The sequence below is a fragment of the Heyndrickxia coagulans 36D1 genome (assembly GCF_000169195.2).
GTDB classification, from domain to species: domain Bacteria; phylum Bacillota; class Bacilli; order Bacillales; family Bacillaceae_C; genus Weizmannia; species Weizmannia faecalis.
The window spans coordinates 763,794-790,351 of record NC_016023.1 but is presented as its reverse complement, the minus strand read 5'-3'; the positions used below and the strand labels follow the sequence as shown (position 1 = coordinate 790,351).

The 26,558-nt window shown below is 47.7% G+C and carries 20 protein-coding genes, 2 pseudogenes and 1 other annotated feature; of the genes and pseudogenes, 13 read left to right on the top strand and 9 right to left on the bottom strand.

The features are described from left to right. Nucleotides 1-9 precede the first annotated feature (9 nt). The 6 genes and pseudogenes from BCOA_RS20940 to BCOA_RS20915 form a co-directional block, all read right to left on the bottom strand. Nucleotides 10-864, bottom strand: a complete 855-nt coding sequence (locus BCOA_RS20940; RefSeq protein WP_014096103.1) for an SAM hydrolase/SAM-dependent halogenase family protein — start codon at nt 862-864, stop codon at nt 10-12. Nucleotides 865-912: 48 nt separating this feature from the next. After that, nucleotides 913-1,176, bottom strand: a binding site (T-box leader). Nucleotides 1,177-1,402: 226 nt separating this feature from the next. After that, the gene (locus tag BCOA_RS20935; RefSeq protein WP_014096102.1) at nt 1,403-2,173 is read right to left on the bottom strand and encodes a 3-hydroxybutyrate dehydrogenase; all 771 of its coding nucleotides are present in this window, start codon (nt 2,171-2,173) and stop codon (nt 1,403-1,405) included. A gap of 25 nt (nt 2,174-2,198) precedes the next feature. Then, nucleotides 2,199-3,627, bottom strand: a pseudogene (locus tag BCOA_RS20930) (GntP family permease). Between the two features lie 249 nt (nt 3,628-3,876). Then, nucleotides 3,877-5,334, bottom strand: coding sequence for a CoA-acylating methylmalonate-semialdehyde dehydrogenase (locus BCOA_RS20925; protein ID WP_014096101.1), 1,458 nt, complete (start codon nt 5,332-5,334; stop codon nt 3,877-3,879). Nucleotides 5,335-5,726: 392 nt separating this feature from the next. After that, nucleotides 5,727-6,923 carry an iron-containing alcohol dehydrogenase gene (locus BCOA_RS20920; protein WP_014096100.1) on the bottom strand — a complete coding sequence of 399 codons (1,197 nt, stop codon included), beginning with the start codon at nt 6,921-6,923 and terminating at the stop codon, nt 5,727-5,729. A gap of 141 nt (nt 6,924-7,064) precedes the next feature. Next, a complete protein-coding gene (locus tag BCOA_RS20915) occupies nt 7,065-8,843 on the bottom strand; it encodes a sigma-54-dependent Fis family transcriptional regulator (RefSeq protein ID WP_014096099.1) in 1,779 nt (592 codons plus the stop codon). Between the two features lie 241 nt (nt 8,844-9,084). Between BCOA_RS20915 and BCOA_RS20910 the strand changes: the two genes are divergently transcribed. From BCOA_RS20910 to BCOA_RS20895, 4 genes are all read left to right on the top strand, one after another. Further along, nucleotides 9,085-11,406: a glycoside hydrolase family 31 protein gene (locus BCOA_RS20910; RefSeq protein ID WP_148261651.1), complete on the top strand. Its 2,322-nt coding sequence runs from the start codon at nt 9,085-9,087 to the stop codon at nt 11,404-11,406. Nucleotides 11,407-11,801: 395 nt separating this feature from the next. Then, nucleotides 11,802-13,574 (top strand): DUF2339 domain-containing protein, encoded by a 1,773-nt coding sequence (locus BCOA_RS20905; RefSeq protein ID WP_014096096.1) that lies wholly within the window; start codon nt 11,802-11,804, stop codon nt 13,572-13,574. Nucleotides 13,575-13,786: 212 nt separating this feature from the next. Next, entirely contained in the window at nt 13,787-14,956 is a 1,170-nt protein-coding gene (locus BCOA_RS20900; protein ID WP_014096095.1) for an acyl-CoA dehydrogenase family protein, read from the top strand. A gap of 66 nt (nt 14,957-15,022) precedes the next feature. Further along, entirely contained in the window at nt 15,023-16,522 is a 1,500-nt protein-coding gene (locus BCOA_RS20895) for a class I adenylate-forming enzyme family protein (protein WP_014096094.1), read from the top strand. Nucleotides 16,523-16,611: 89 nt separating this feature from the next. Here the strand turns inward: BCOA_RS20895 and BCOA_RS20890 are convergent, their stop codons facing one another. Together BCOA_RS20890 and BCOA_RS20885 are read right to left on the bottom strand one after the other, a co-directional pair. Beyond that, nucleotides 16,612-17,607, bottom strand: coding sequence for an MBL fold metallo-hydrolase (locus tag BCOA_RS20890; protein ID WP_014096093.1), 996 nt, complete (start codon nt 17,605-17,607; stop codon nt 16,612-16,614). A gap of 70 nt (nt 17,608-17,677) precedes the next feature. Continuing rightward, a complete protein-coding gene (locus tag BCOA_RS20885; RefSeq protein WP_014096092.1) occupies nt 17,678-18,265 on the bottom strand; it encodes a TetR/AcrR family transcriptional regulator in 588 nt (195 codons plus the stop codon). A 189-nt stretch (nt 18,266-18,454) separates the two neighbouring features. On the opposite strand from BCOA_RS20885, the gene BCOA_RS20880 reads away from it, so the two are divergent. Next, nucleotides 18,455-20,446 (top strand): oxidoreductase, encoded by a 1,992-nt coding sequence (locus BCOA_RS20880; RefSeq protein ID WP_014096091.1) that lies wholly within the window; start codon nt 18,455-18,457, stop codon nt 20,444-20,446. Between the two features lie 154 nt (nt 20,447-20,600). On the opposite strand, the pseudogene BCOA_RS35000 reads toward BCOA_RS20880, so the two are convergent. After that, a pseudogene (locus BCOA_RS35000) lies at nt 20,601-20,887 on the bottom strand (ISLre2 family transposase); the annotation flags it as partial. A gap of 171 nt (nt 20,888-21,058) precedes the next feature. Between BCOA_RS35000 and BCOA_RS20870 the strand changes: the two are divergent. The 8 genes from BCOA_RS20870 to BCOA_RS20835 all read left to right on the top strand — a co-directional run bounded on the left by BCOA_RS20870 (nt 21,059) and on the right by BCOA_RS20835 (nt 26,018). After that, the gene (locus BCOA_RS20870) at nt 21,059-22,144 is read left to right on the top strand and encodes a M42 family metallopeptidase (RefSeq protein WP_026104662.1); all 1,086 of its coding nucleotides are present in this window, start codon (nt 21,059-21,061) and stop codon (nt 22,142-22,144) included. Nucleotides 22,145-22,478: 334 nt separating this feature from the next. Then, nucleotides 22,479-22,883 carry a DUF5082 domain-containing protein gene (locus BCOA_RS20865; protein ID WP_014096088.1) on the top strand — a complete coding sequence of 135 codons (405 nt, stop codon included), beginning with the start codon at nt 22,479-22,481 and terminating at the stop codon, nt 22,881-22,883. Nucleotides 22,884-22,886: 3 nt separating this feature from the next. Then, on the top strand, nt 22,887-23,174 hold the full coding sequence (locus BCOA_RS20860; RefSeq protein ID WP_014096087.1) for a hypothetical protein: 288 nt from the start codon (nt 22,887-22,889) through the stop codon (nt 23,172-23,174). 27 nt (nt 23,175-23,201) lie between these two features. Next, the gene (locus BCOA_RS20855) at nt 23,202-23,969 is read left to right on the top strand and encodes a T7SS effector LXG polymorphic toxin (RefSeq protein WP_014096086.1); all 768 of its coding nucleotides are present in this window, start codon (nt 23,202-23,204) and stop codon (nt 23,967-23,969) included. A gap of 87 nt (nt 23,970-24,056) precedes the next feature. Beyond that, nucleotides 24,057-24,803 (top strand): hypothetical protein, encoded by a 747-nt coding sequence (locus BCOA_RS20850; RefSeq protein ID WP_014096085.1) that lies wholly within the window; start codon nt 24,057-24,059, stop codon nt 24,801-24,803. Between the two features lie 37 nt (nt 24,804-24,840). Continuing rightward, a complete protein-coding gene (locus BCOA_RS20845; protein ID WP_014096084.1) occupies nt 24,841-25,116 on the top strand; it encodes a hypothetical protein in 276 nt (91 codons plus the stop codon). A gap of 221 nt (nt 25,117-25,337) precedes the next feature. Continuing rightward, a complete protein-coding gene (locus BCOA_RS35525) occupies nt 25,338-25,769 on the top strand; it encodes a hypothetical protein (RefSeq protein WP_014096082.1) in 432 nt (143 codons plus the stop codon). 33 nt (nt 25,770-25,802) lie between these two features. Next, nucleotides 25,803-26,018 carry a hypothetical protein gene (locus tag BCOA_RS20835; protein ID WP_035182436.1) on the top strand — a complete coding sequence of 72 codons (216 nt, stop codon included), beginning with the start codon at nt 25,803-25,805 and terminating at the stop codon, nt 26,016-26,018. Nucleotides 26,019-26,558: the final 540 nt, after the last annotated feature.

Sequence of the window (26,558 nt, the reverse complement as noted above, 5' to 3'; positions counted from 1 at the left end):
GTGTTCCCCCTATTTTTGATATACAATTTTCGGTGCTTTGCGGATGGTAATGTTCCATTTGATACCGGTATCGATATGGTAGGCTTTTGCGAAAGAGCCCTGGTTGATGGCGATGCCGAGTTTGTACAGGGAATTGATGTACAAAAGCGGTTCGCCAATATGGCTGTCGGCAAAAGAATGGCCGAATGTCATAATGTTTTTATAATGCTGGCGGGATTCGTTAAAAATCGTGACTTCGAACGAATCGCCGTAGTTGACGTCCAATTGCCTGAACAAGGAAGAATCAATATTGGTCCATAAATTGCCGAAACGGACATCCAGCGTATCGATCGTGCCTGTAATCACGCCATCCTGAAGCTCCGGTGCTTTTCTCGGCAGTTCAATAATGGAGTCAGCCGGAATTTCCGGCCCGATTTCTTCAAAACGGATCACCCCGGCAGCCAGCTTTGCGCCGGTGTAGGCATATACATCACGGCCGTGAAACGTATACGATTCTTCTGAATGCGGGAGCCGGTTGGTGGTTTCGTCAATTTCTCTGGCGGCCACAATCGTGTCTTTAATGTGGGTCAGGGTGCCGTTATCCGGTGTGATGATGTACTGGCCGTTTGCCGTTTTGGCGGCAATGCTGCGCCGATCGGATCCGACACCGGGGTCGACCACGCTCACAAACACGGTATCCGCCGGCCAGTAGGAAATCGTCTGGTACAGCCGGTAAGAAGCTTCCCAAATATGGTAGGGTGGAATTTCATGGGTCAAGTTAAAGATTCGGAGCGCTGGGTCAACCGAGACTGCTACCCCGTTCATCGCGGCTACGGCGCCGTCGCATAATCCGAAGTCTGTTTGAAGTACCAATGGTTTTGTCATATCATTTCCTCCTTGAATTTTGAAAAATAAAAAACCACGCCCCTATACGATAAGGGCGTGGTTTGAATTCACGCGGTACCACCTTCGTTCACTGTTTACTCACATAAACAGCCTTAGCCAGTACGGGAGCCTGCAATCTCCTTATACTGCGGCGCTTTAACGGGCGCTCTTCCCGCCGGAACCTACTTACGGTTAAGCTTTCAGCACGGAACTCCAAGGCCATTTTTCCGGTTCGTCCTTTTGCTTCTTTTCAGCAACCGAAGCTCTCTGTGAAAATTCGTGAACCGTACTTTTCCTTTTCCTCGTTTTTGGAATGAACTTTGAATTCATTATAGGATTAATCATTTGAAATTTCAAGATAAAATTTTATAATTTTGCTTTTTCATCAAATCCCGTCTTCTATCCTGAAAATATACATCAGCTGATTTTCGTCTTTTTGCTGGTGCCGCGCTCACTGCTGTATTGGCGTCTAATTGCGGCCGTGCCGTTTCCGGGTTGGTTGCAGATGAAAACGGCACGATTTCTGACGCTCCGCCGGTTATTGCGCCGTATACCCTCCGTCAAGCACGGCTGCCTGGCCGGTGATACCTTTTGCTTTATTGCTAACCAAAAAAACGGCATAATCAGCGATTTCTGTGACAGAAAGCAGCCGTTTTTGCGGGACAAGGGGATAAATCACTTCCTCAAGTACTTTTTCAAAAGGCACTTTCCGCGTTTCTGCCAGGTCTTTCAGCTGGTTGCGTACAAGCGGCGTGTCGACATAGCCCGGGCAAATGGCGTTGACACGAATGCCATGCTCCGCCCCTTCCAAAGCGGCTACTTTCGTCAACCCGATCACCCCGTGTTTGGCGCTGTTGTAGGCGGCTTTGCCGGCAAACCCGATCAGACCGTTAACGGATGCCATGTTTAAAATCGTGCCGCCGCCCTGTTTTTTCATGATGGGGAAAGCATATTTGATGGCCATAAAAGGGGCTGTCAGCATGACTTTAATCAGCAACTCAAACTTCTCTGTCGGAAAGGCTTCAATCGGCGAGACGTACTGGAGCCCTGCGTTGTTGACGAGAATATCCAGACGGCCGAATGTGCCTGCCGTTGTTTCAATCACTTGCTTCAAGTCTTTTTCGATCGTAACATCACACGGTGCAGAGACAGCGCCCAATTCATCAGCTGCTTTCTGGCTTGCTTCGGCGTTTTTATCGGAAATCACGACATTGGCGCCTTCTGTTTTAAAAGCGCGCGCAATGGCAAGGCCGATGCCGCTTCCTGCCCCTGTCACAAGCGCGGTTTTTCCTTCAAGGCATTTTTCCATCCCTTTTTCCTCCCTGTAATTCGGATCAAATGATGCCAAATATGGTGTAGAGTGTAATGGCAAAGAAAACAGAAACGGTTTTAATGATGGTGACGGCAAAAATATCACGATAAGACTGCTTGTGCGTCAAACCTGTAACGGCAAGCAGCGTAATGACCGCACCGTTATGCGGAAGGGTATCCATACCGCCGGATGCCATGGCAACAACACGGTGCATGACTTCGGGCGGAATATGGGCAGCGGCAATGGCTTTGTTGTACTGATCCGCCATCGCGCTCAGTGCAATCCCCATGCCGCCCGATGCCGAGCCGGTCACCCCGGCAAGCGTTGTTGTTGTTACAGCGCCGTTTACAAGCGGATTTGTAAACGTATGAGAAATACCGTGGCTGATTGTTGTAAAACCGGGAAGCGAGGCAATAACGCCGCCAAACCCGTATTCAGCTCCGGTATTCATCGTTTGCGAGCAGAGATCCGCCGATACTTGCATTCAATCCTTCTTTTATATTTTTCGTTACCCTTTTCCAGTCAAAAGCAACCGTTGCCAAAATGCCCATGACAAGCGCCATTTCCACCGCCCAAATGGCAACCACTGCGTTGATGTCCACCGTGCCAAAAGCGTCAAGGCCGATTTTGGAAAAATCGAATCCGTCCGGGTACCATTTCGGGATATAGGTGGTAAAAACTTTGTTCATGACACCGACAAGAACGAGCGGGACGAAAGCAAAAATTTGCCTGGCCAGCGATTGGCTTGCGGAAAGATCCGGTGCTGGTTCCTGTTCGGCTTCAAGCGCCGCGGCCGTTTCTGAAGAAAAACCGTAATAGCCCTCGCCGGATTTTTCTGCTTTTTTCCGCCTGTATTCCAAGTACAATAGGCCGCATATCAGCACGAATGCACCGCCGAGCAGACCGAGAACCGGTGCTGCATAAATGTCTGTTTTAAAGAAAGTGGTGGGGATCACGTTTTGGATTTGCGGCGTGCCAGGCAAAGCATCCATCGTAAACGTTAATGTTCCTAAAGCGATTGTCCCGGGAATGAGCCGTTTCGGAATATCCGCTTCCCGAAACATTTGGGCGGCAAACGGATAGATCGCAAACACGGCTACAAAAAGGCTTACACCGCTGTAGGTCAGAATCGCCCCAAGCAGCACGATGGCAAGCATCGCCCGTTTTGCGCCGATGAGCTGGACGATCGTTTTGGCAATAGATTCTGCAATCCCGCTCATTTCCACCACTTTGCCGAAAATGGCACCTAAAAGGAAGACAGCAAAATAAGATTTAATAAAGCTGACCATCTTTTCCATAAACACATTTGAAAAGAACGGGAGCACATATTCCGGCGCCGTCAATAGTACGGCGAGCAGCGCGCACAAAGGGGCAAACAGGATCACCGAGTACCCCCTGTATGCAACAAATATTAATAGGCCCAGCGATAATAAAATGACGAAAAAGTCCATCTTCATCCCCCATTTTTCAATTTGAGAAAACGGTTACATTTATGAGCGTATCCGATTTACCAGCAAACCTGTTTCCATAATCATAATAAAATGCAGCTGCCACAGTTGAATCAGCTTTCGATTGCAAGCATTACCCCAAAGTATTGTTGCAAAAGCGTCCGAGGATCTGCCCGGGTTTTTCAACTCATTCGGACAACCGGACTGCAAAAAAGAAAGCAGAAGCCGCCACGCCGGGCAGCTCCTTGATTTTTACCACCTTGCTGTCAGCATTTTCCGGCGGGTGTAGAATTCGACGCCGTCTGTGCCATTTGCGTGAAGGTCGCCGAAGAAGGAATTTTTCCAGCCGGAAAACGGGAAAAAGGCCATGGGCGCAGGCACACCAATATTAACGCCAAGCATGCCGGCCTGGATCTTTTCCCTGAAGTAGCGGACATTGCTGCCGTCTTTCGTAAACAGACAGGCGCCGTTACCAAACTCAGACTGGTTTGCCACTTCAATGGCTTCTTTCAGGCTTCCCACGCGCACAACGGAGAGGACCGGCGCAAAAATTTCATCTTTCCAAATGCGCATATCCGGGGTGACTTTGTCAAAGATGGTCGGCCCGAGGAAATAGCCATCGCCGTGCGTAGCCGCATCTTTTCTGCCGTCCCTCACCAAAACGGCGCCTTCTGCTATTCCGGTTTCGATATATTTTTCCGTACGTTCTTTATGTTCTTTTCTGATAACCGGTCCGAGGAACACACCTTCATCGAGGCCGTTGCCGATTTGGATTTCATCCGCTTTCTGCTTCAGTTTTTGCAAAAGCGGTTCGGCTGTGTTTCCGACAGCGACCACAACCGAGCAGGCCATGCACCGTTCGCCGGCTGACCCGAAAGCAGCGCCGATTACTTCTTTTACCGCGGTGTCCAGATCGGCATCCGGCATCACGATCGTATGGTTTTTGGCGCCTGCTAATGCCTGCACCCGTTTTCCGTTGGCTGCCGCGGTTTTATACACATATTCAGCCACTGGTTTTGACCCGACAAAGGAGATTGCGGGCACGTCTTCGTGTTCCAATAGACGGTTGACAACATCATGTGCGCCATGGACGATATTGAGCACGCCATCCGGCAGACCTGCTTCCCGGAACAATTCTGCAAGCCGGTTGGCAAGAAGTGGTGTGCGTTCCGACGGTTTCAGGACAAAGGTATTCCCCATCGCGATAGCCAGTGGAAACATCCAGCACGGCACCATCATCGGAAAATTGAACGGTGTAATGCCGCCTACAACACCGACCGGGTAGCGGTACATGCCGGATTCCATATTGGTTGCAATATCCGGCAGCTGTTTTCCCATCATGAGTGAAGGGGCACCTGCGGCAAACTCCACACATTCAATGCCGCGCTGCACTTCCCCGTAAGCTTCCGTATAGCTTTTTCCATTTTCCTCGGTAATCATTTTGGCGAGTTCATCCCAATGGTCCACAAGCAGCTGCTGGAATTTGAACAAGATACGCGCACGTTTCGGAACGGGCGTTGTACTCCACGTTTTGAAAGCCTCTTTTGCTGCTTCTACCGCTTCATCGACATCAAGCGCAACGGAGAGCGGCACTTCTGCAAGCAGGTCGTCTGTCGCAGGATTCGGGACAGCCTGGTAACGGGTTGTTTGCGGCTCAATCCATTTGCCGCCCACATAGTTTTTTAAAATATTTTTCGTCGTTGTGTTCAACGTCAACAGCTCCTTTTTAGAAATGAAATACAATATGTTTTCAATGATGGGGCACAGCTGCAAAGGCAAATCAGCTGTGAATTTGTATTTAAGTTTTGCCCCAGTTTGCACGATGGTTGATTTTTGACAAAACAGGGTACAGCGTAGCAATGATCCGGCCATTTTATACCGAAAAAATTTTCAGAGTGAGCGCTCATGCCGCTTTTTCCCGTTGTAAATTTTCCGGATAAGCACGCCGTCCGCAAATCAGCGGCCGCAATTTTTCAGGATAGGCGGCCATTTAACGCGGTACCAGCCGAAGATTAAAAATCAGTCGCTGCAAACTTCCAGAATCGGCCAGCCTAAAACATGGACCGACATGCAGCATATGGAATCTGAAAAGGCCGGCTGCTCTATCCCCGGGCCTGCACTTCCCCGGAAAACTGGTAATCATAGCAAACAAGATATAAATCTTCTATTTCCTTTTGCGAAGGAACCCTTGGATTGTTTTGCGGGCTGCCGCTGGCAAGGGCATCAGAAGCCATTTTGTTTATGGCGCTTTCAAACGGTTGCTGTGGAATGCCCCAGCCTCTTAAATTCGGGATATTTAAATCAAGGCACAGCTGCTTGACGGCACGGACGGCAAGATCAGCCGCTTCTTTGCCGGACAGGTCTTTCGCTTCCGGTGAAAAAATTTTCCCGATATCCGCGAGCCTTTCCAAACAGACGGATTTACTGAATTCAAGCACGGCAGGCAACAGCATGGCATTCGATACGCCGTGCGGGACGTGGAAGAGTGCGCCGATCGGCCGGCTCATTCCGTGCACAAGGCAGACAGAAGCGTTGGAAAATGCCATCCCCGCTTGCAAAGAACCGAGCGCCATGGCATCGCGAGCTTCCATATTTTCCCCATCTTCGTAGGCACTTTTTAAGTTCGGGATGATCAGCCGCATAGCGGACAGGGCAAGCGTATCGGTTAACGGATGCGCCCTTCTTGAAATATACGCTTCAATCGCATGGCTTAAGGCATCTACACCGGTCGCCGCTGTCACCGATTTCGGGGAAGACTTTGACAAAACAGGGTCCACAATCGCGACAGCCGGCATAAAGGCAGGCTGCTTGATCATCATTTTGACATCATTGGCCGTATTCGTAATGATCGTGGCGTCTGTCGCTTCTGATCCCGTTCCGGCCGTTGTCGGAACCGCAATATGCGCGACAGGCGGCTTTTCTGCTATTTTCCTTGCCCCCATATAATCGCCGATATAACCGCCGTTCGTTGCTACAACGGCAACGGCCTTGGCTGTGTCAATGCAACTGCCGCCCCCGAGAGAAACCAGCAGGTCGCAACTTTCCTGTTGAAAAAGGGCGAGCGCTTCAGAGACATAGTGGTCAACCGGTTCGGAATTGACACCTGCATACACGGCGCTTTTCACGCCGGCTTCCTGCAAAATGTGCTGGCACGCATCCGCATTGCCAAGCCCGGCCATGATTTTATCTGTGACAATTAAAGCTTTTTTTCCTCTTCGGGCCGCCTCTTCACCGATTTTTTCAAAAGCTTGTTTTCCGTAGAGAATGGTTTGCGGGGTCCGGAATACGGCTTGCCTCATTTTATTTTCACTCCTTTTGCGATGCTGCCTTTTTAAATGCAAAAAGCATGCCAAGAGCGTCTCACAGAATAGGGCCCGTTTCATACCGGAAAAGTGTAGGAAAAATACGACAATTGTAGCGGACTGGCTACACTACAGGCGCTACAGGTTATATTTTTTGATTTTCTGGTAAAGCGTTGTGCGGTGGATACCGAGCAGTTCCGCCGCTTTCGTCTTATTGCCGCCTGCATTTTTCAGTGCCCGAATAATGAGTGCTTTTTCTTGCGCCTCACCCGCTTCTCTAGCGCGGCTGATCAAAGATTCAGCGTAGATGTCTTTTGCCGGTTGAGCCTCATGAATCGCTTCCGGCAGATCGCCACGGCTGATTTCCGGTCCGTCGGCGAGTGTCACAAGCCTTTCCACCGTATTGGCCAGTTCCCTTACATTTCCTTTCCATCCGTAAGCCATCATCGCTGCAACTGCCTCCGAACTAATCCTTTTTTCGGGTAAATCGTAACGCCGGCAAAACGCCTTCAGAAAATGGGAAACCAAACCCGGTATATCTTCTTTTCGTTCGCGGAGCGGGGGCAAATGGATCCGGATAATATTCAGCCGGTAATATAAATCCGCCCGGAACGTGCCGGCTTCTACCATTTCTTCAAGATTGCGATTGGTAGCGGCGACAATCCTCACATTCGTTTTATATTTTTTTACGCCGCCAACCCGCTCGGCTTCTTTTTCCTGAATGGCACGCAGCAGTTTCGTCTGCATGGCGGGCGATAATTCCCCGATTTCGTCCAAAAACAGCGTGCCATTTTCCGCCAATTCAAATTTCCCGGGCTTCCCGCCTTTTTTTGCGCCGGTAAACGCGCCTTCTTCGTAACCAAACAGCTCGGATTCAAACAAAGGCTCCGGAATCGCGCCGCAGTTGACGGTAATAAACAGCCCCCGTGCATACGTGCTCAATTGGTGGATGCTTTTGGCAAACAGCTCCTTTCCAGTTCCGCTTTCCCCTGTTATTAAGACAGTTGCCGAAGTCCGTGCCGCCCTTCTTGCCAGCCGTTTTACGCGGGAGATGCTTTCGCTCGTTCCTAAAATTTGTGTGAAGCCGGCTTGATCCGGCATCTTTTTGGAACCTGTTTTTTCTTTCCGGGCGGACAAAGAATCCTGCTGCAGCCGCTCAAAAATTTGATACAATTCCGAGACGCCTTCGAAAATCAGCATGCCAATCGCGCCGACTACCCGGCCCCCTTTCCAAATCGGGATACGGTGGACGACCATTGCCTGCCCCTGAATATATTGGATGACACCGCGCTCAGGGATGGCCGTTTTGACAGTGACATGCAGATTGGTATTTTCAATGACTTCGGTAACATGCCGCCCGATCGCATCTTCCCGTTTGATGCCTGTAAACCGGCTGTATGCCTCGTTGAATTCGATGAGAATACCATTTTCATCGACAACGGCAATGCCCTCATAAGCGCTCTCCAATACGGCGTTTAAAATCTCTGCTGTGTTTTTTGTTTGCGCCATTTGCCGGATATAGTGCGCAAGGCCGTCCAATAGATCCTGCCTTGTAAGGATGCCGGTGCATTTCCGGTTTTCATTCACGACCGGAAATGCAGTAAAAGGCAGGGACAACACGTCAAGCAGGCTGTCTTGTTCAGAGATTGCGACAAAATTTCTCTTCGGCAGGGCGCGCAAGACCGGTTCGTTTTCCATATGATCCAACAATGCGGCGAGGACATGATGCAGCGTCAGCATCCCGACTGGTTGGTCGGTTTCATCTGCGACCACAAGGCTGCTTAAATTTTGCTTGCGCATGATGCATGCTGCTTCCTGGAACACGGTCCCCGGCCGGATGATATGAGGGCAAGGGGACATCCAGACACCTGCTTTTAACATGCTTTCCGTTTTTTCATAGTAAAGCGGTTTTGCCATTTCTCATTCCCCTTTTTGAAACGAAGGCTGCCGGGATACCCGGCACCATTCCGTTTAAATCGTTTTTAAGCATGCAACGAATAACTTCTTCCTTTCTTGCCGATTTCCTTTTGAAAAGTGCCATTTGTAAAATTTTTTTGCCGGATCAGCATGATTTATCATGGGAAAAAGTTTGCTGTTTGGAGGAAAAAGGGAAAAGGTTGCATGAGCGTATAGTAAAATGAAAAAAGGGTGGTCCGTGATGAAGGAAGAAAAAATGCGTTTTCCATTAAGCCCTAAGCCCAATCCGCAGGCTGTTATAACTGGGGAGCATTACCGGTTTACCGTGCTGACGCCGAAGCTGATTCGCTTGGAATATGCGGAAAACGGCATGTTTGAAGACAGGGCGACACAAACCGTGCTGAACCGGGCGTTTCCGGTACCGGCATTCCGGAAGCTGGAAAACGATGTTTCGCTTGAAATCATCACCGAAGCTTTCCATCTGCACTACCTTAAGAAAGGCCCGTTTTCGCCGAATGCACTTTTTATTGATGTGAAAAGCAATTTTACAAACCACAAGAACCGCTGGTATTTCGGAACACCGGTGGAAACATTGAAAGGCACAGCCAGAACGCTGGACCAGGTGGATGGGGAAATCGATTTGGAAGAAGGCATTCTTTCTAAAAAAGGTTACGCGGTGCTGGATGATTCGGAATCTTTTATTCTTGTTGATGAAGAGACGATTGAACCGCGCAAGAACAAAGGCGTGGATCTTTATTTTTTTGCGTACGGCCGCAGTTATCTGGAGGCATTGCGTGATTTTTACAAACTGACAGGGGCGCCACCGCTTTTGCCCCGGTTTGTGTTCGGAAACTGGTGGAGCCGGTACTGGCCGTATAAAGAGCAGGAATATAAAACGCTTGTGGAGCGGTTTGAAAACGAGGATATTCCTTTTTCTGTCGCCGTGCTGGACATGGACTGGCATCTTGTGGATATTCCGGCAAAATACGGGAGCGGCTGGACAGGCTATACGTGGAATAAGGAGCTGTTTCCGGATCCAAAATCGTTCTTGGACTGGCTGCATGCACGGCATTTAAAAGTAACGCTCAATCTGCATCCAGCCGACGGGGTGCGTGCCTATGAGGAAATGTATCCGGAAATGGCTGTAAAAATGGGCATCGACCCGGAGACGGGAGACCCGATTTTATTCGATATCAACAACCGTTTTTTCCGTGATGCGTATTTTGAGTACCTGCACCATCCGCAGGAAAAAGATGGTGTTGATTTTTGGTGGATTGACTGGCAGCAGGGGACAAACAGTTCGATTGAAGGGCTTGATCCTTTGTGGCTTTTGAATCATTTCCACACCTTGGACAGGTTGAAGTCCGGAAAGCGCCCGCTCATTTTATCACGCTACGCCGGCGCCGGCAGCCACCGTTATCCCATCGGTTTTTCCGGCGATACCGTTGTATCCTGGGACTCTTACCGGTTTCAGCCGTATTTTACGGCAACAGCTTCAAATATTGGCTACTCATGGTGGAGCCATGATATCGGCGGCCACTTCGGCGGGGCGCGTGATGACGAACTGGCTGTGCGCTGGGTGCAGTTTGGCACTTTTAGCCCGATCTTGCGCCTGCACAGCACGCAGAGTGAATTCATGGGGAAAGAGCCGTGGAAATACGGAAAAGAAGCGGCGGATGCAATCAAGGCATTTCTGCGGTTAAGGCACCGGCTGGTTCCGTATCTTTACACGATGAACTGGCGGACGCATCATGACTTGCTGCCGCTTGTCATGCCGATGTATGGTTTGTATCCGCTTAATGAAGAAGCGTATGATGTCCGGCACCAGTACTTTTTCGGCAGCGAACTGGTCGTTGCACCAGTAACGGAAAAAAGAAATCCGGCGCTTGGTCTCGCGTGTGTAAAGGTATGGCTGCCGTTTGGCACGTGGTACGACTTTTTTACCGGCCACCGTTATGAAGGCGGCACGAGGTTAAACGTGTACAGGGGGCTTGGCCGTTTGCCTGTTTTTGCAAAAGCCGGCGCGATCATTCCACTTGCGGGGCACTGCCCGCATAAAAACGGAACCGAAAATCCGAAGCAGCTGGATGTGCTGGTTTTTCCGGGGAGCACAAATACCTTTGTACTGTATGAAGATGACGGGGAAACGCTGGCATATGAAAACGGGGCGTATGCCTTGACGAAATTTGAACTCGACTGGGAGCAGCAGAAATTTATCGTGCATCCGATTGAGGGCGACTCGCGTGTTTTGCCTGCTCCAAGAGAGATCCGGATGCTGTTTCGCGGATTCGGAAACATCGAAATATCCGGGTATTCGGCATCCTATGACGAGGCAACAGAGGATTGCAGCATACGATCCGAAAAAAGGGGCTGCGGTTTCATTTTCGGCCGGCACGCACGATGTTCGCGCACGCCGCTTGCAGGATTTTTACGGGCTGCTAAACGCGGCACAGATTGCTTATCGTTTGAAAGAGGAGATTTATGCTTTGGCCCGGGAAGAAGAGGCGCCTTTGAAAATACTGGCCCGGCTGCGCACCATGAATCTCGACCCGGATTTGTTTGATGCGGTGTTTGAGCTGATCTACAGGGAATAAAGCGGCTGCCTGCCGGGGACAGTTTTTTTGGTGCTGCCTGATGTATTTCATAGGTGTGCTGATTGGATTTGGCGGGTAATTCCCGGAAGGCATACTATTAGATTTGGCAAATGAATTTTGAATGTAAAGTATAAGGATAGAAAAGATGAGTTCAGAAAATCCGGAACTTAAGCTAGGGGAATTATTGCCATTGGAAAGGGAACTTGCAGTTGTGTCATCCTGATTTGGAAAACGGCACGCTTGCTGGTTGCGGGTCAACCGGCAAAATCCGCCTCAACCTGTCGAAAAAAGACAAAATGAGAAGGAAACCAGACTGCCTGCTTCGAATATCTTTAAAGAAGAAGAGAAATTGAGGGGGGACCAAATGGACCGGATTGAACAGCTTGAACTAAGAGTGGCCGTTTTGGAACAGGAAGTGGCAACATTAAAAACTGACCTTGCAGCGAAACAGGGAAACCAGCCGGCCAAAAGGGAAGCCGCTCAAAGCACCATACCAACCACAACCAGCACGCCGGATAAACGGGTTGAGAAAACCGCACCACGCATAGAGGATGCTGAGACACCGGTGCAGAAAACACCGGTTCAGGCGAAGTCGGAACCGGTTGATTGGGAATACCGACTCGGGAGGGTGTGGCTGCCGAGAATCTTTATTTTCGTGCTGCTTCTGGGCATCATTTTTGCCTTTACCATTGTGGCCATTGCGGGGACGGAACTAATCAGGGTTTTGCTCGGTTTTGGCGTGGCCGCTGTGCTGTACTTTTTTGGGGAGAGACAGATTAAGAAACAAATGGTGGCACTTGGAACCGTGCTGCTGTCCGGCGCCGTTTCCGTTGCTATTTTGACGACGTTTGCGATGCATGTTTTGTACGGTTTCGTGCCGCCTTTCATTGCATTTATCCTGAACCTGATCTGGATCGGGCTTGGGCTGTTTCTTTCTGACCGGCACCGTTCGGAAGCGATTGCGATTTTAACTGCATGTGCCGGGTATCTTGTGCCGTTTTTGGTTGAAGGAAAGGAACATGCCGCCCATTTTGTTATTTGGTATGAAACGGCATTTTATGCGCTTTTGCTCTTGTTTGCCGTCCGGAAATCTTACAAAGCGCTGTTTTATATGGCAAGTGGGCTGTGGCATGCCGCCGTTTTTATCCTTTATATCAATCTTTTGATCGATCAAGTTGGTGCAGGGATCTCGTATTCTGTTGTGCTTGGGGCGATCATTCAGCATGCGCTGCTTTGCTGGGTCGCTTTTTACAAGAAGGGAATGGGAGAGGCAACGGTGCCGGTCTTATTCTCAAGCTTTGTGCTGACAACCGGATGGGCTTATAGTACGCTGGAGGAAGTGCCGGGCATATTGCTGCAAGCATCGCTTCAACATGCGCTGTTTAATCTATACTTATTGGCCGCTGCAGTCGCTTACGGCTGGTTTGCCTACTACGGCCGGGAAAAACAAAACCGGGAGCAGATCTCTGTCTCCATTTCCATTTGTACAGTAAGCGTTGTTTATTTCCTGTACCAAATTTTGCCTGATCATGTGTTAAATCTTGCCGTGTATTTTATTGTAGCCACGGTCGCCATTTATCTTGGCTTTCATTTTAAAGCAGTCATTCAGCAGGTTATCGGGTTATTGCTTTATATTTTTACAACTTTTCAATTATTTTCCACCGTATGGATCCGGGATGTGTTCAGTGCGGAGACTTTCGTGTGGCTTGTTGTGATCGGGACGATGCTGTTTTTCTACCGGATGCTGGCTGCAGCTTCGTTGAAACAGGAAGGGCTGAAAAACTTTATGATCGCCGTAAATGCCTTTTTTCATCTTGTTTTTCTTACCCAGCTGGCAGGTGCGGTTGCAGAAAGCTGGTCCGTCAGCCTGCGGATGATGCTCCAGTCTTTTGTCTGGATGGTATATGCTGCAGCTGGAGTGGCGCTCGGGGTTTGGAAAGACAATAAGAAGATCCGGCTCGCGGGGATGATCCTGCTTTTGATCACGCTTTGTAAACTGATTTTTTGTCGATATGCATACCGTCAACCTTTTCATCCGGACGATTTTGTTTATTGCCCTCGGGACGGTCGGGTTGATTGTGTCAAGGCTGTTCTATGTGAAAAAATAGTGTGTTATTGCCTTGCACCTATCACCTGAAAGAAGGCAGGTGATAGGTGCAGTTTTTTTAAAAAAATATGGCTGAAGAGGCGGGCAGTTTCATACGAAACCTGCGCAAAAACAGGGCTGTGCCAGGCATTTCCGGTACAGCCCTGTCCTATTTTCCAAGTATATCCGCCTGGACGATGCATATATTGTATTGATAAACGATGAAATGAAAGCGTAATCATTATTAAAAAGGAGGACAACCCATGGATTTCACGCTGTCAGATGAGCAAAAAATGATTCAGCGAACGGTGCGGGAGTTTGTAAAAAAAGAATTGATGCCACTCGAGCAGGAGGTTTTAAAAAATGAACGCGAGGGGCGGCCGGGCCTGGCGGATAGCGTCATAAAAAATTTGCAAGAGAAAGCGAAGGCAGCCGGTTTCTGGGGGATTAATACGCCGGAAGAATATGGCGGCGCGAACCTCGGCCCCGTGATGACGGCGCTCCTCCAAATGGAACTCGGGCGCACCTTTGTCCCGTTCAGCTTCGGCGGTTCGGCGGATAATATTTTGTATGACTGTAATGAGGAACAAAAGCAAAAATATTTAATCCCGGTCATCAATGGAGAGCGGCGGTCATGCTTTGCCTTAACGGAACCGGGGGCGGGGTCTGATGCCGCGAATATTAAAATGACGGCCGTAAAAGACGGGGACCATTGGGTATTAAACGGCGAAAAAGTGTTCATTACAAACGGCAATGAAGCCGATTTTGCGATGGTATTTGCCGTCACGGACAAGGAAAAAGGGGCAAACGGCGGGGTAACCTGCTTCCTTGTTGATCGTGATATGGGGTGGCGGTCGGAATACATCCAGACGATGGGGGAGTGGGGGCCTGCTTCGCTCGTGTTCGAGGATGTCCGGGTGCCTGAAGCAAATATTCTCGGCGAACTGGGCAAGGGGTTCAGCCTTGGGATGAAGTGGATCGGCCAAGGGCGCTGGCTCATTCCGGCCAGAGCGGTCGGTGCCTCGGAACGGTTATTGCAAATGGCAATGGACTACGCAAAAACACGCGTTACTTTTGGCAAGCCCATTGCAGAACGGCAGGCGATCCAATGGATGATTGCCGATTCTAATGTTGAAATTGAAGCAACACGGTGGCTCGTTCTCCATGCGGCATGGCTTTCTGAAACGGGAAAGGACAACCGTCACTATGCCTCGATTGCAAAACTGTACGGCAGCAATATGGCCAACCGGGTTGTGGACCGGGTGCTGCAAATTCACGGCGGCATGGGATATACGAAAGAACTGCCGATTGAACGGTGGTACCGGGAAATGCGGCTGTGGCGGATTTTCGAAGGCACGGACGAAATCCAGCGCTACATCATCTCCCGGAACCTGCTACGTGGGCATGTGAAAGTGGGGGAATTAATGGATTAACGGCTCATGCCCGGGCGGATAGAAAAAGCGCGTCTCCCGTCACTTTAACATAAATGGGGTGAAAAAATGCCGTTATTACAGGATTTGCTGGAACAAAACATTGCACAGTTTGGCGAATACCCGCTGTTTTATTACAGCGGGAAGGCTTACAGCAATCTGGATGCGCAAAAATACGCCAACCGGATTGCCGGGAACCTGCAAAAAAACGGTATCCGGAAAGGAGACCGGGTGCTCGTTTGCATGCCCAACTGCCCGGAAGTGCTGTTTTCCTATCAGGGCATCGCAAGGACCGGCGCCATCATCGTACCGGTCATGTTTTTGCTGCATGCTGAAGAAATCGCCTATATTCTTCGGAATTCCGGTGCCAAGGCAGTCATCACAAACGCCGCTACAATGCCAAAACTCAGGCAGGCCATTTCCGGTTTGCCGGAAAAACCGGTTGTTTTTTCGGCGGACGGTATAACATCCGACCCGTTGGAAAATGACTTCACACCGGTAACGGGAATCCGGGAAGACAATCCCGCTGTCATTTTATATACATCCGGCACAACCGGCAGTCCAAAAGGGGTTATCTTAACGCACCGGAATTTATATTCGAATGCGGTGAATTCTGCAGCAAACACGAAAGAGGGGCAAGGGCGCGAAGTGACAATTGGTGTCCTGCCGCTTGCCCATGTGTACGGACTGACTGTTTCAAATGTATGCTATATCAAAGGGTATTCTGTCGTTGTTTTTGCAAAATTTGAGCCGGAACAGGTTTTTGCAGCAATTGAAAAATATCGGGTCCGGTCTTTCTCGGTGGTCCCGGCAATGGTGTATGCAATGTACCATCACCCGAAGGCAGAAGCGTACGACCTGTCGAGCCTCGAATCCCTTGGCTCCGGTTCAGCGCCGCTGCCGGAAGCATTACGGCGGGGATTTCTGGATAAATTCGGGGTGGAGGTGCTGGAAGGCTACGGGCTGTCGGAAGCTGCGCCGGTTGTCAGTTCTTATAAGGAGGGTATGCCGTATAAACCAGGGTCTGTCGGTGTGCCGATCCCTGGCGTTGAGATTAAAATTGTGAACCCGAATGATTTGGAAGTGCCGGCTGGCGAGGTCGGGGAGCTGGTCGTCCGCGGCGATAACATCACCCCTGGCTATTACCAAAATAGAGAAGAAACAGCGCGGGTTTTAAAGAACGGCTGGCTTTATACAGGGGATCTTGCGAAAGTGGATGAAGACGGATATTTGTATATCGTCGACCGTAAAAAAGATTTAATCATTCGTGGCGGTTTTAATATTTATCCGCGTGATATCGAAGAACTGCTTGCCCGCCACCCCGCTGTGCTGGAGACAGCGGTGATCGGTGTGCCAGATGAGCGGATGGGGGAAGAAGCGCTCGCTTTTATCGTGAAGAAGCCGGGAGACGAAACATCAGCGCAGGATTTGGCCGCATATTGCCGCAAGCATCTCGCGAAAAACAAAGTGCCGAAAAAATTTGTCTTTCTAGATGACCTGCCGCGCAACGGGGTCGGGAAAATTTTAAAAACGCAGCTGAGGAAACAAGCTGCCGATTTGCAACCGTAATGGCGGTTGTTTTTTTGTGCAAGCGCTGTGTCCGGCACAGAAAAAGGCTTTTACAGGAAAAATAGCGGCGAAGCGGGCGCCGCTACCTGTTATTGGAGTTGTGTCGGGACAGAAGATGTGTGATAGAAAATATTTTCCCTTGTTAACTGAAAGTGCTGCAAAAATGCTTCAAAATAAGCTTCAAACGGTTCCCCATTACGCACAAGCCTGTCGAGGTGCTTGGCGATGCCGACGATTTCGGAAATCACAAGTTGCGGGTTCTGTTCTAGATTTTTCCGGAAATAAAAAATTTCTTCGTAGATCATTTCGTCCGGCGCCACACCCCGCTTTACAGCAGACCGCGTTTTTTCTTCGCGCTCGTAAATTTTGTTGATATACCGCTTCAGCAATTCTTCATATGTTTTTCTGTCCACCACCCCTTTATGGTGTGAAGTGATGAAAATTTGCGCATCTGTTTCCAACGTGGTTTTCGCGGATGCGATAAAGGCGTCAATGTCAGAGTCGGCGTTGTTGTACCACGGTCCGAAAGAGGCCAGGTCAAAATCGCCGGCAAACAGGACACCGTGTTCCGGAAAATACGGGCAGCAGTATCCTTCCGTATGGCCGGGCGCATGGATCATCAACATTTTCGTCCCATATACATTGAGCTCTTCCCCGTACGGATACCATTTTTCCGTAAGGTTCAGCACCGGCTGCCAGTGCGGGCGGTCCCAGTTTTCAGGCGGTTTCTCAAACAGCTGCTTCATCCACTTTTTGCGGCTCTCCGGGTCGGCCGGGCTCAGCATACCGCTCGCTTTTGCCAGCTCTTCAACATCATTCAGTTTTTTTACATCATATGGATTGATTTGAATTTCGGCGTCTTTAAACAGGTACGCGCCCCAAATATGGTCCAGATGGTAATGGGTCAAATAAACAGACCGAATGGCGTATTCCTTTTTTATTTCATTTAAAATTTGAAAGCCGCTGCCGCAGTCAACCAGCGCCGCCCCCTGCCCGCCCTCGACGAGAAGCGAGGTACTGAACGGGACGCGGCTGCCGTTTTCCCCCGCAATGACGGTAAGCGGCCCGAATTTCGTATATGCCATGGGTAAGGCCCCCCTTTAAAATGAATGGTCATTCATTTTTCTTTATTATAATGAATTTGAACCATTTTGTCTATTGCAAAAATACTTTTAACAATCTTCCCATATACGCTCTCATTGCCCTTTCCAAATCATAACCCCCATCATGCAAGCACCAGTCATACGTGACGCCCCGTGCTGCAATGAAGAGGTATTCCGTGATTTTTTCTGCAGGCATATCACGAACCATTTCTCCTGCTGTCTGGCCGTCTGCAATGATTTGTGCAAGTGTCTCCTGCATGCCGCGCCCCTTTTGGATAAACAGGCGGTTTTCTGCATGGTAAAGCTGCTTCATCATACTGATTCCTGTTTTTTCATTGTATTGTGCATAAATGGCAAAAAAGGCTGTGATCTTGTGTGGAAAATCGAGGTGTTTGAGACGTTCGCGCACTTGTTCTGCAAAATACACATCTGCCCGGCTGTACATTTCAAGAAGTAAGTCATTTTTCGAGGGAAAATAATGATAAAAAGCACCGACTGAAACGCCGGCCAGCCGGCAAATATCTTCAATTTTAATGTCTTTGTATCCTTTTTTGGCAAACAGCTCCATCGCTGTTTCGAAAATCCGGTTTTTCGTTTCCATCGCCTGTTTTTTCCTTTTGGTCAACGGCTTTTCATCCATCTTTCATTCCCCGATTCTTCATGATATGTAAAAAATTATGAAAGCAAGCCGCGGCCTTTGTCAATGCTTCCTCTACATATGTGAAAAATTTCACATTTTGTCTACCGATTTTTTATTATACCCATTCTATAATGAAAATGTTCACCGAATCCATTCGATGAAAATGGAAAATCCGGGGAGGCCTTTAAAATGAAATACAAAAAGCTATTTGAAACTGTGAAAATAAGGAATGTGGAACTCAAAAATCGTTATGCAATGGCACCAATGGGTCCGCTGGGTCTTGCCGATGCAGAAGGCGGTTTCAACCAGCGCGGGATTGAGTATTATACAGCCCGTGCGCGCGGGGGAACCGCTCTGATTATTACCGGCGTCACTTTCGTTGATAATGAAGTGGAAGAGCACGGAATGCCAAACGTACCTTGCCCGACCCATAACCCTGTCCATTTTGTCCGGACTTCCAAAGAAATGACAGAGCGCATCCATGCATATGATTCGAAAATTTTTCTGCAAATGAGCGCCGGTTTTGGCCGGGTGACGATCCCGACAAACCTTGGCGAGTACCCGCCGGTTGCACCGTCGCCAATCCCGCATCGCTGGCTGGATAAAACATGTCGCGAACTGACAGTTGAAGAAATTCATTCCATTGTCCGCAAATTCGGGGATGGGGCGTTCAATGCGAAGCGCGCCGGATTTGACGGGGTGCAAATCCATGCTGTGCACGAAGGCTATTTGCTCGACCAGTTTGCGATTGCGTTTTTCAACAAACGTACCGATGCATACGGTGGCCCGCTTGAAAATCGCCTTCGTTTTGCCCGGGAAATTGTCGAGGAAATTAAACAGCGCTGTGGCGAAGATTTTCCTGTGACGCTCCGCTTCAGCCCGAAAAGTTTTATCAAGGATTGGCGGGAAGGGGCACTGCCTGGCGAGGAGTTTGAAGAAAAAGGCCGCGATTTGGATGAAGGCATCGAGGCAGCAAAGCTGCTCGTTTCCTACGGCTATGATGCTCTGGACGTCGATGTTGGTTCTTATGATTCATGGTGGTGGAGCCATCCTCCGATGTACCAGAAGAAGGGGCTTTACATTCCGTATGCCAGGCTGGTGAAGGAAGCTGTCGATGTGCCTGTCCTTTGCGCGGGCCGCATGGACAATCCGGATCTTGCACTTGCCGCACTGGAAGACGGAGCATGTGATATTATCAGCTTGGGCCGCCCGTTATTGGCTGACCCGGATTACGTCAATAAGCTCCGAATCGGGCAGGTTGCCGATATCCGCCCGTGTCTGTCATGCCATGAAGGCTGCATGGGTCGGATCCAGGAGTATTCTTCCTTAGGCTGCGCAGTGAATCCGGCTGCCTGTCGAGAAAAAGAAGCAGCATTGACACCTGCTTTAAAAAAGAAACGCGTACTGATTGCAGGCGGCGGCGTGGCCGGATGCGAAGCTGCCCGTGTGCTTGCATTGCGCGGCCATGAACCGGTCATTTTTGAAAAATCGAACCGTTTAGGCGGCAACTTGATCCCTGGCGGCGCACCTGATTTTAAAGAAGATGACCTGGCGCTTGTTGCCTGGTATGAGCATACGTTGGAACGCCTTGGCGTAGAAATTCATTTGAATACTGCATTGACAAAAGAAGAAATTTTGGCTGCAAACGTGGATGCCGTGCTGATTGCAACGGGTTCGAATCCGAAAATTTTGCCGCTCGACGGAAAAAACAAAGTATTTACAGCAGAAGATGTTTTGCTCGATAAAGTGGATGCCGGGCAACATGTTGTCATTGTCGGCGGCGGTCTTGTCGGCTGCGAACTGGCTTTGAACCTTGCAGAAAAAGGAAAAGATGTCTCGCTTGTGGAAATGCAGGACAAACTGCTGGCAGTTAATGGTCCGCTTTGCCACGCTAACTCGGACATGCTGGAAAGACTCGTACCGTTTAAAGGTGTTCAAGTCTACACTTCTTCAAAAATAGTAGATACGACAGAAAAGACAGCCGTTGTGGATGTTGACGGCGAATTGCGTGAAATTGAAGCAGACAGCATTGTGCTCGCAGTCGGCTACTCGGCTGAAAAATCACTCTATGAAGATTTAAAGTTTGAGGTTGCCGATCTTCATGTGGTTGGCGATGCCCGCAAGGTCGCAAACATCATGTATGCCATCTGGGATGCTTACGAAGTCGCGGCAAATCTGTAAAGTTTAAGGAAACCCGCCAAAGATTTTCCGGCGGGTTTCCTTGTTTTTAAAGCAGGAGACCTTGTGGTTATTTTGATTATTTTTGTTTTTGCTGATTTTTTTCATAACAGTCATCTTCAAAAAACGGACGGGAAGATTTGCCGTATCTCGGCGTACCTCCATCACTGTTTGTAATAATATGCGCTTTTTCGAGGGAATAGGTGTTGGCAGCTGTGGCTTGGACTTCATCCCAAAATATCTGAATGGCTTCCGTCCTCATGATGACTGTGGGGCTGACGCAGGAAGCCCCTTTTGCCATTGATTTCCCATCCCTCATAGAGAATGGCGTGGTGGACTTCCATATGCTGTTTCTTTTTCAGTCCCTGAATTGCCATCTGCTTCAGAGAACAGGTAGTCTGCCTTCTTCCCATCAGGCAGTGAAGCAGCTATTTCCAGCTCTTCTTGGTTGGATGAAGCTCTCTAAAGCATGCTGCTTCTGACATATAAAAAGAGTATCAGGAAATACCCGGCATAGTCCGACGTGATATAAAATAGAAGGCTGAAACTTTTTACACTTTTTGCGATTTTGATTATAATAGGCTTTGTACATATCGGGACGAGGAGGAAATGCCAGTGGCAAAGTTAGATGAGACATTGTCCATGTTGAAAGATTTAACCGATGCAAAAGGGATTGCCGGCAATGAAGCAGAAGTGCGTGCTGTTGTCAAAAAATACATAGAGCCGTATGCCGATGAACTTGACACAGACGGCCTCGGCAGCTTAATTGCAAAGAAAACGGGGCAGGCGGACGGCCCGAAAATTATGATCGCCGGCCATATGGATGAAGTTGGTTTCATGGTGACACAAATTGATGAGTCGGGCTTTCTGCGCTTCCAAACGATCGGCGGCTGGTGGTCACAGGTGATGCTTGCCCAACGCGTTACGGTTGTAACAGATAAAGGTGATGTGACAGGTGTGATCGGATCGAAGCCACCACATATTTTATCACCGGATGCACGCAAAAAATCGTACGAAATCAAGGATATGTTCATTGATATTGGTGCCACAAGCCGGGAAGAAGCGCTTGAATGGGGCGTAAAACCGGGCGACATGGTGGTGCCTTACTTTGAATTTACGGTTATGAAAAATGAAAAAATGCTGCTTGCCAAAGCCTGGGATAACCGGATCGGCTGTGCAGTTGTCATTGATGTGCTAAAAAATCTGCATAAAGAAAACCATCCGAACATCGTTTACGGTGTAACAAATGTCCAGGAAGAAGTGGGCTTGCGCGGCGCGAAGACGGCAGCCAGCAAAGTGAAACCGGATATTGCCTTTGCACTTGATGTCGGGATTGCCGGGGACACCCCAGGAATCTCCGAGAAAGAAGCACTCAGCAAAATGGGCAAAGGTCCGCAAATCGTGATTTACGACGCTTCAATGGTGGCGCATAAAGGCTTGCGCGATACGGTTGTGAAAGTTGCTGAAGAGTTAAATATCCCGTACCAGTTTGAATCGATTCCGGGCGGCGGAACAGACGCCGGCTCCATTCACTTAACGGGCAGCGGCATTCCATCTCTTGCCATCACGATTGCAACACGCTATATCCACTCGCACGCCGGCATCTTGCACCGTGATGATTACGAAAATACTGTTAAACTAATAACAGAAGTGATCAAACGTCTCGACCGCAAAACAGTAAACCATATTATTTTTGACTAAAATCATAAAAATTCCGGGCACTTTTTGATGTCCGGATTTTTTTATGAATAAAGTTTTCCGATAGTCCACCAAAAAGCTCTTTATGCAAAAATTTGCCACCAAGTATTCTCTTCTTTTGTCCGCCTTTCCTCTTATTGGTATCTCATGGGGATGATGATTGCCGCCACCATCTGAATATCCTGGTTTTAGTTAGTGGAGAAAGGGAAATAAGTAACCAAGTTAGCTCAAAAGACCTAATTTTTGAAAAAATATTAAAACGAGAAGCTGGTTGATAGAAAATAGTGGTAAAATAAACCGTTTGTACACTCGAACAAGGGGAGGCGGTGAGCGAAGGATGGATAAAAGCGATCTGATCCGCAAAAGGGAAAACATGCAGGCTCAGGCAGCAGTAGCGAGGCAGGATGCTGCACTGCTTGAAGAAAAAATCGAGCGGCTGTATCGGGCAAAGGGGCGAATGGAGGGAGTCATTGAAGGCGCATGGCAGCACGAAAGGAAGGTGGCGCATATTGATTTTCATCCACCCTCTTGGAAAGGCACAACGAAAAATAAGTATTTGAATCACTTGCATAAAATAGAGTCGTCTGTACGCCAATATGTGCATCATCTCCGAAATACGGAGGACAGGCTGGAAGAAGAAATCCGGCGCCTTGCGAACCAGCTGAATGAGGCACAAAGCAATTTATCATATTTGCAGTCGTATATTTCTAACTTGAGCCAGGAAATTGTGGAAGGGGATTAAGTGATGGGAGAAATTGCGATCAATCAAACCGTCTTCCGTGCAGTGCTCAGCCAAGCGGACAGTACCAGGTCTACGCTTGAGGGCATTAAGCCGGTAAAAATAACACTGCAGCAGCCGCCGGATTTAAAAAGCATGAGAGAACAGCTTGAAATAGTGGGGAAACTGCAGAACACGTTGAAACTGTACAGCGCGCTTCTCGATGCGGACTTGCGGAAACTGGAACAATTAGGGAATGAGATGGTACAGCAGGATGATCACATCGGCCAGTCTTTTCACAGGCTTGAGAATTAAAGAGGGGAAAGGGTTGAATGTTGCACCATGAAAGTTGAATTTGAAGAACTGCTGCATCTGCAAAAAGAAATCGACCGGAGCACAAAAGAAATGGCGGCAAGGCTGGAAGTTGTAAGGCAAAAAACAAACGCGATCAGTAGGCTGCAATCTTTTAAAGGGAAAGCGGCAGATTCAGCAAAACATTATTTTCACACTACCCACGGTGAAATGATTGAAGCACTGGTGACAGCTGCCCGGCAAGTTCAGCACCGGTACAACCAAATCATTTCCGAATTTGAGGGTACAGTGGATGATTCGCCAGGCGCGGTACTGCACGCTGATTATATGCATGACCTTAATCAAAAAACGCGCATATTGAAAAACCAAATGATGGACATCTACCATGAAGGATTACAAGTTTTGCACAGCATTTCCGATATTGTATCCATTCCGGCACCGGACTTGGGCCATTTCATAGAAAGCGCTGAAGCATCACAAAAATTTGCGAATGAAGTGAATGAAAAACTCCACGCCTTTGACCGCAAAGCCCTGCAAATCGTCGAAGAAAGCCGCCGCGACGTGGACAGGGTGATGAAGAAAGTGATGGAAGCAGGAGAAAGGAGTTTGGTTGGGGGCGGACAAGCTGACTGTTTGAATGATAATGATTCGTCACTACATGAACAACAAGTGTTTGTCGATAAATTAGCAATATTTATTTTAATGAGCAATGGCTTTAAAGCAATGCAACGTACTTATAAATACATTAATAAGTCTAACACCCTGTTGATTGCTGCTATCCAGTTCTATATTTATTAGAAACTGGATAAGGGGAGGCGCAAAGCATTTAAAAGTGAGCTTTTCCATAATTTTACAAAGGAAGAGTATCGAACATTTAATAATTATATGAATAATACAATCTATAAAATAAATGGAAAAGCTCTTTTAAATCATCTGGCTAAATACAAAGGGAAGGCACTTTCAAAAGAAAATTTTAATCATTTACTTGAGTCTATTGAAACGTTTGGCAGAGAACGTGGGAAACTTGCAATGAAGAAAGAATTTGAAAACCTTTATGGAATAGATAAATTTAGAGAGATGAAGAAACTATCTCCAATTAAAAAAGCTGTGAAAATATCAACAACATTTGTAGACGAATTTGCTGGAAAAAAATATAAAGCAATTAAAAAAACTGTCAGATCTCTCCCAGAGTGGAAAAAACCAAAAGTTGCATACAAAAATTTGACAGAAGAAATAAAAGAAAGTTTTAAAGGCCTGAATACATTGGGAAAAGGGGCAAAAGTAGCCGGAAAAGCACTAGGCCCGCTAGGTTACGGACTTATAGCTGCGGATAATTACAAAAAGTATAAGGGTGACACGCAAAAAGTTGTAGTTGGAACTGTTGTAGACGGTGCTTTTGGCACGGCAGCTACTGCGGCAGGTACAGCAATTGGTTCCGCATTCTTTCCTCCGATTGGCACGGTAGTTGGATTTGGAGTTGGGACAATGGTTAGTTACGGGATAAATTATAAGTGGGGAAATTCATCCAAGAGTATATCTGATCAAAGTAAAAAGGGAATAAACAAGGGAATAGATTCGATTGAAAAAGTCAGCAAAAGTATAGGAGACAGTGTAGCGAAATGGTTTAAATAAAAATTAAGAGTTAATAATGAAGAAAAAATAGGATGATATGAAGGAGAGAGAAAAAATCTTAACGAAAGAAAACTTTGAAGAAATCAAGTTAGAAGTTCAAGAAGGCCGATTAACAATGGATCGAATGAAATTTTTCTTAATCGCTGCTTTTCTCTACTCAATCGTTTTTGTTGGAATAGGATATGCAGTAGCCCATGCGAATACAGTAGGATGGGACAATTTATCAGCAGGCTGGCATTTTATTTATAATGAGGATGAGGCATTTATGAGTATTATATTTCGTTCTTTATTTGGTTACTTATTATTGGGCTAGTAGTTCACGTGGCTGTTATGCTTGTATAGATAAACAAACTAAAAAATTACGGATCAGAATGTCGGGAGAAAATATATGAAATACGGTATTGCTGGCATTGGTTATTTTTTTCTCATTGTTGTAAAACAGTTTGGAACGTTTTACGAAAAAAGGACCGTTATGATGAATAAGTTAAAATCTTAGAATAAATGACACTTAAAAATTATTAAGGGGTTAAGTTAATGGAGAATTCCAAATATGAAAAGAAAGAGATTATAAGCGGTAGAATGAATTTTAATGTTATGAAAGATCGCTTGCAGCTCGATAAAAAGGATTTACTGACACTTTTCATTTTCATGGACCACATGATAAAACTCGAAAGTCATTACCAAAAGGAATTTAACCAGGAAATCAAAAATTGGGAGGGCGGCACGATGATAACGTATGAAGATGAACTAAAACAAGAAGGAAGAGAAGAAGGGAGAAAAGAAGGAAGAGAAGAAGGGAGAAAAGAAGGACTACAAGAAGGTAAACGAGAAGGAAGACAAGAAGGAAAAATAGAAATCACCCGAAACCTCATTAAACTTGGGGCATCCCTTGATTTTATCAAAAAGGCAACAGGCTTTTCTGAAAAAAAGGTCCTTGAAATAAAAGAGAAGCTGGAAAAGGAATAAGGTCTGATGGCTTTGAAATAGGAGGGCGGCATGATGATAACGTATGAAGATGAACTAAAACAAGAAGCAAGAGAAGAAGGGAGAAAAGAAGGACTACAAGAAGGTAAACGAGAAGGAAGACAAGAAGGGAAAATCGAGATCACCCGAAATCTCATTAAACTTGGGATGCCACTAGATTTTATCAAAAAGGCAACAGGCTTTTCTGAAAAAAAGATCCTTGAAATAAAGGAGAAGCTGGAAAAGGAATAAGGGCTGATGGCTTTGAAATGGGAGGGCGGCATGATAATAACGTATGCGGATGGACTAAGAAAAGAAGGGAAACGAACATGAACCGACTGTGCGTAAAGATGTAAATTCCAAATTCAACTTATATAGTCTTCGCATATGCGATGCGATAAATGCCTCAAATGTCTGAGTTGGCGTTGTTGTACCACAGGTTAAAAGAGGCCAGGTCAAAATCGCAGGCAAAAGGATACGTGCTTCGGAAATATATGGGCAGCAGTGTCCTTCCGTATGGCCGGGCGGATGGATCATCGACATTTCATTCCATTTACATCAAACTTTTCCCCGTACGGATATCATTTTTCCGTATGGTTCAGCAACGGCTGCCGGTTTTCAGGCGTTTTTCAAACAGCTGTTTTGTCCACTTTTTGCGGTTCTCCGCGTCGGCCGGGCTCAGCATGCCGCTCGCTTTTGTCAGTTTTTCTATCTCATTCAGTTTTTTACATCTTAAATTTTGGCACTTTTAAAAAGATACGCCTCCAAAATATGGTCCAGATGGTAATGGGT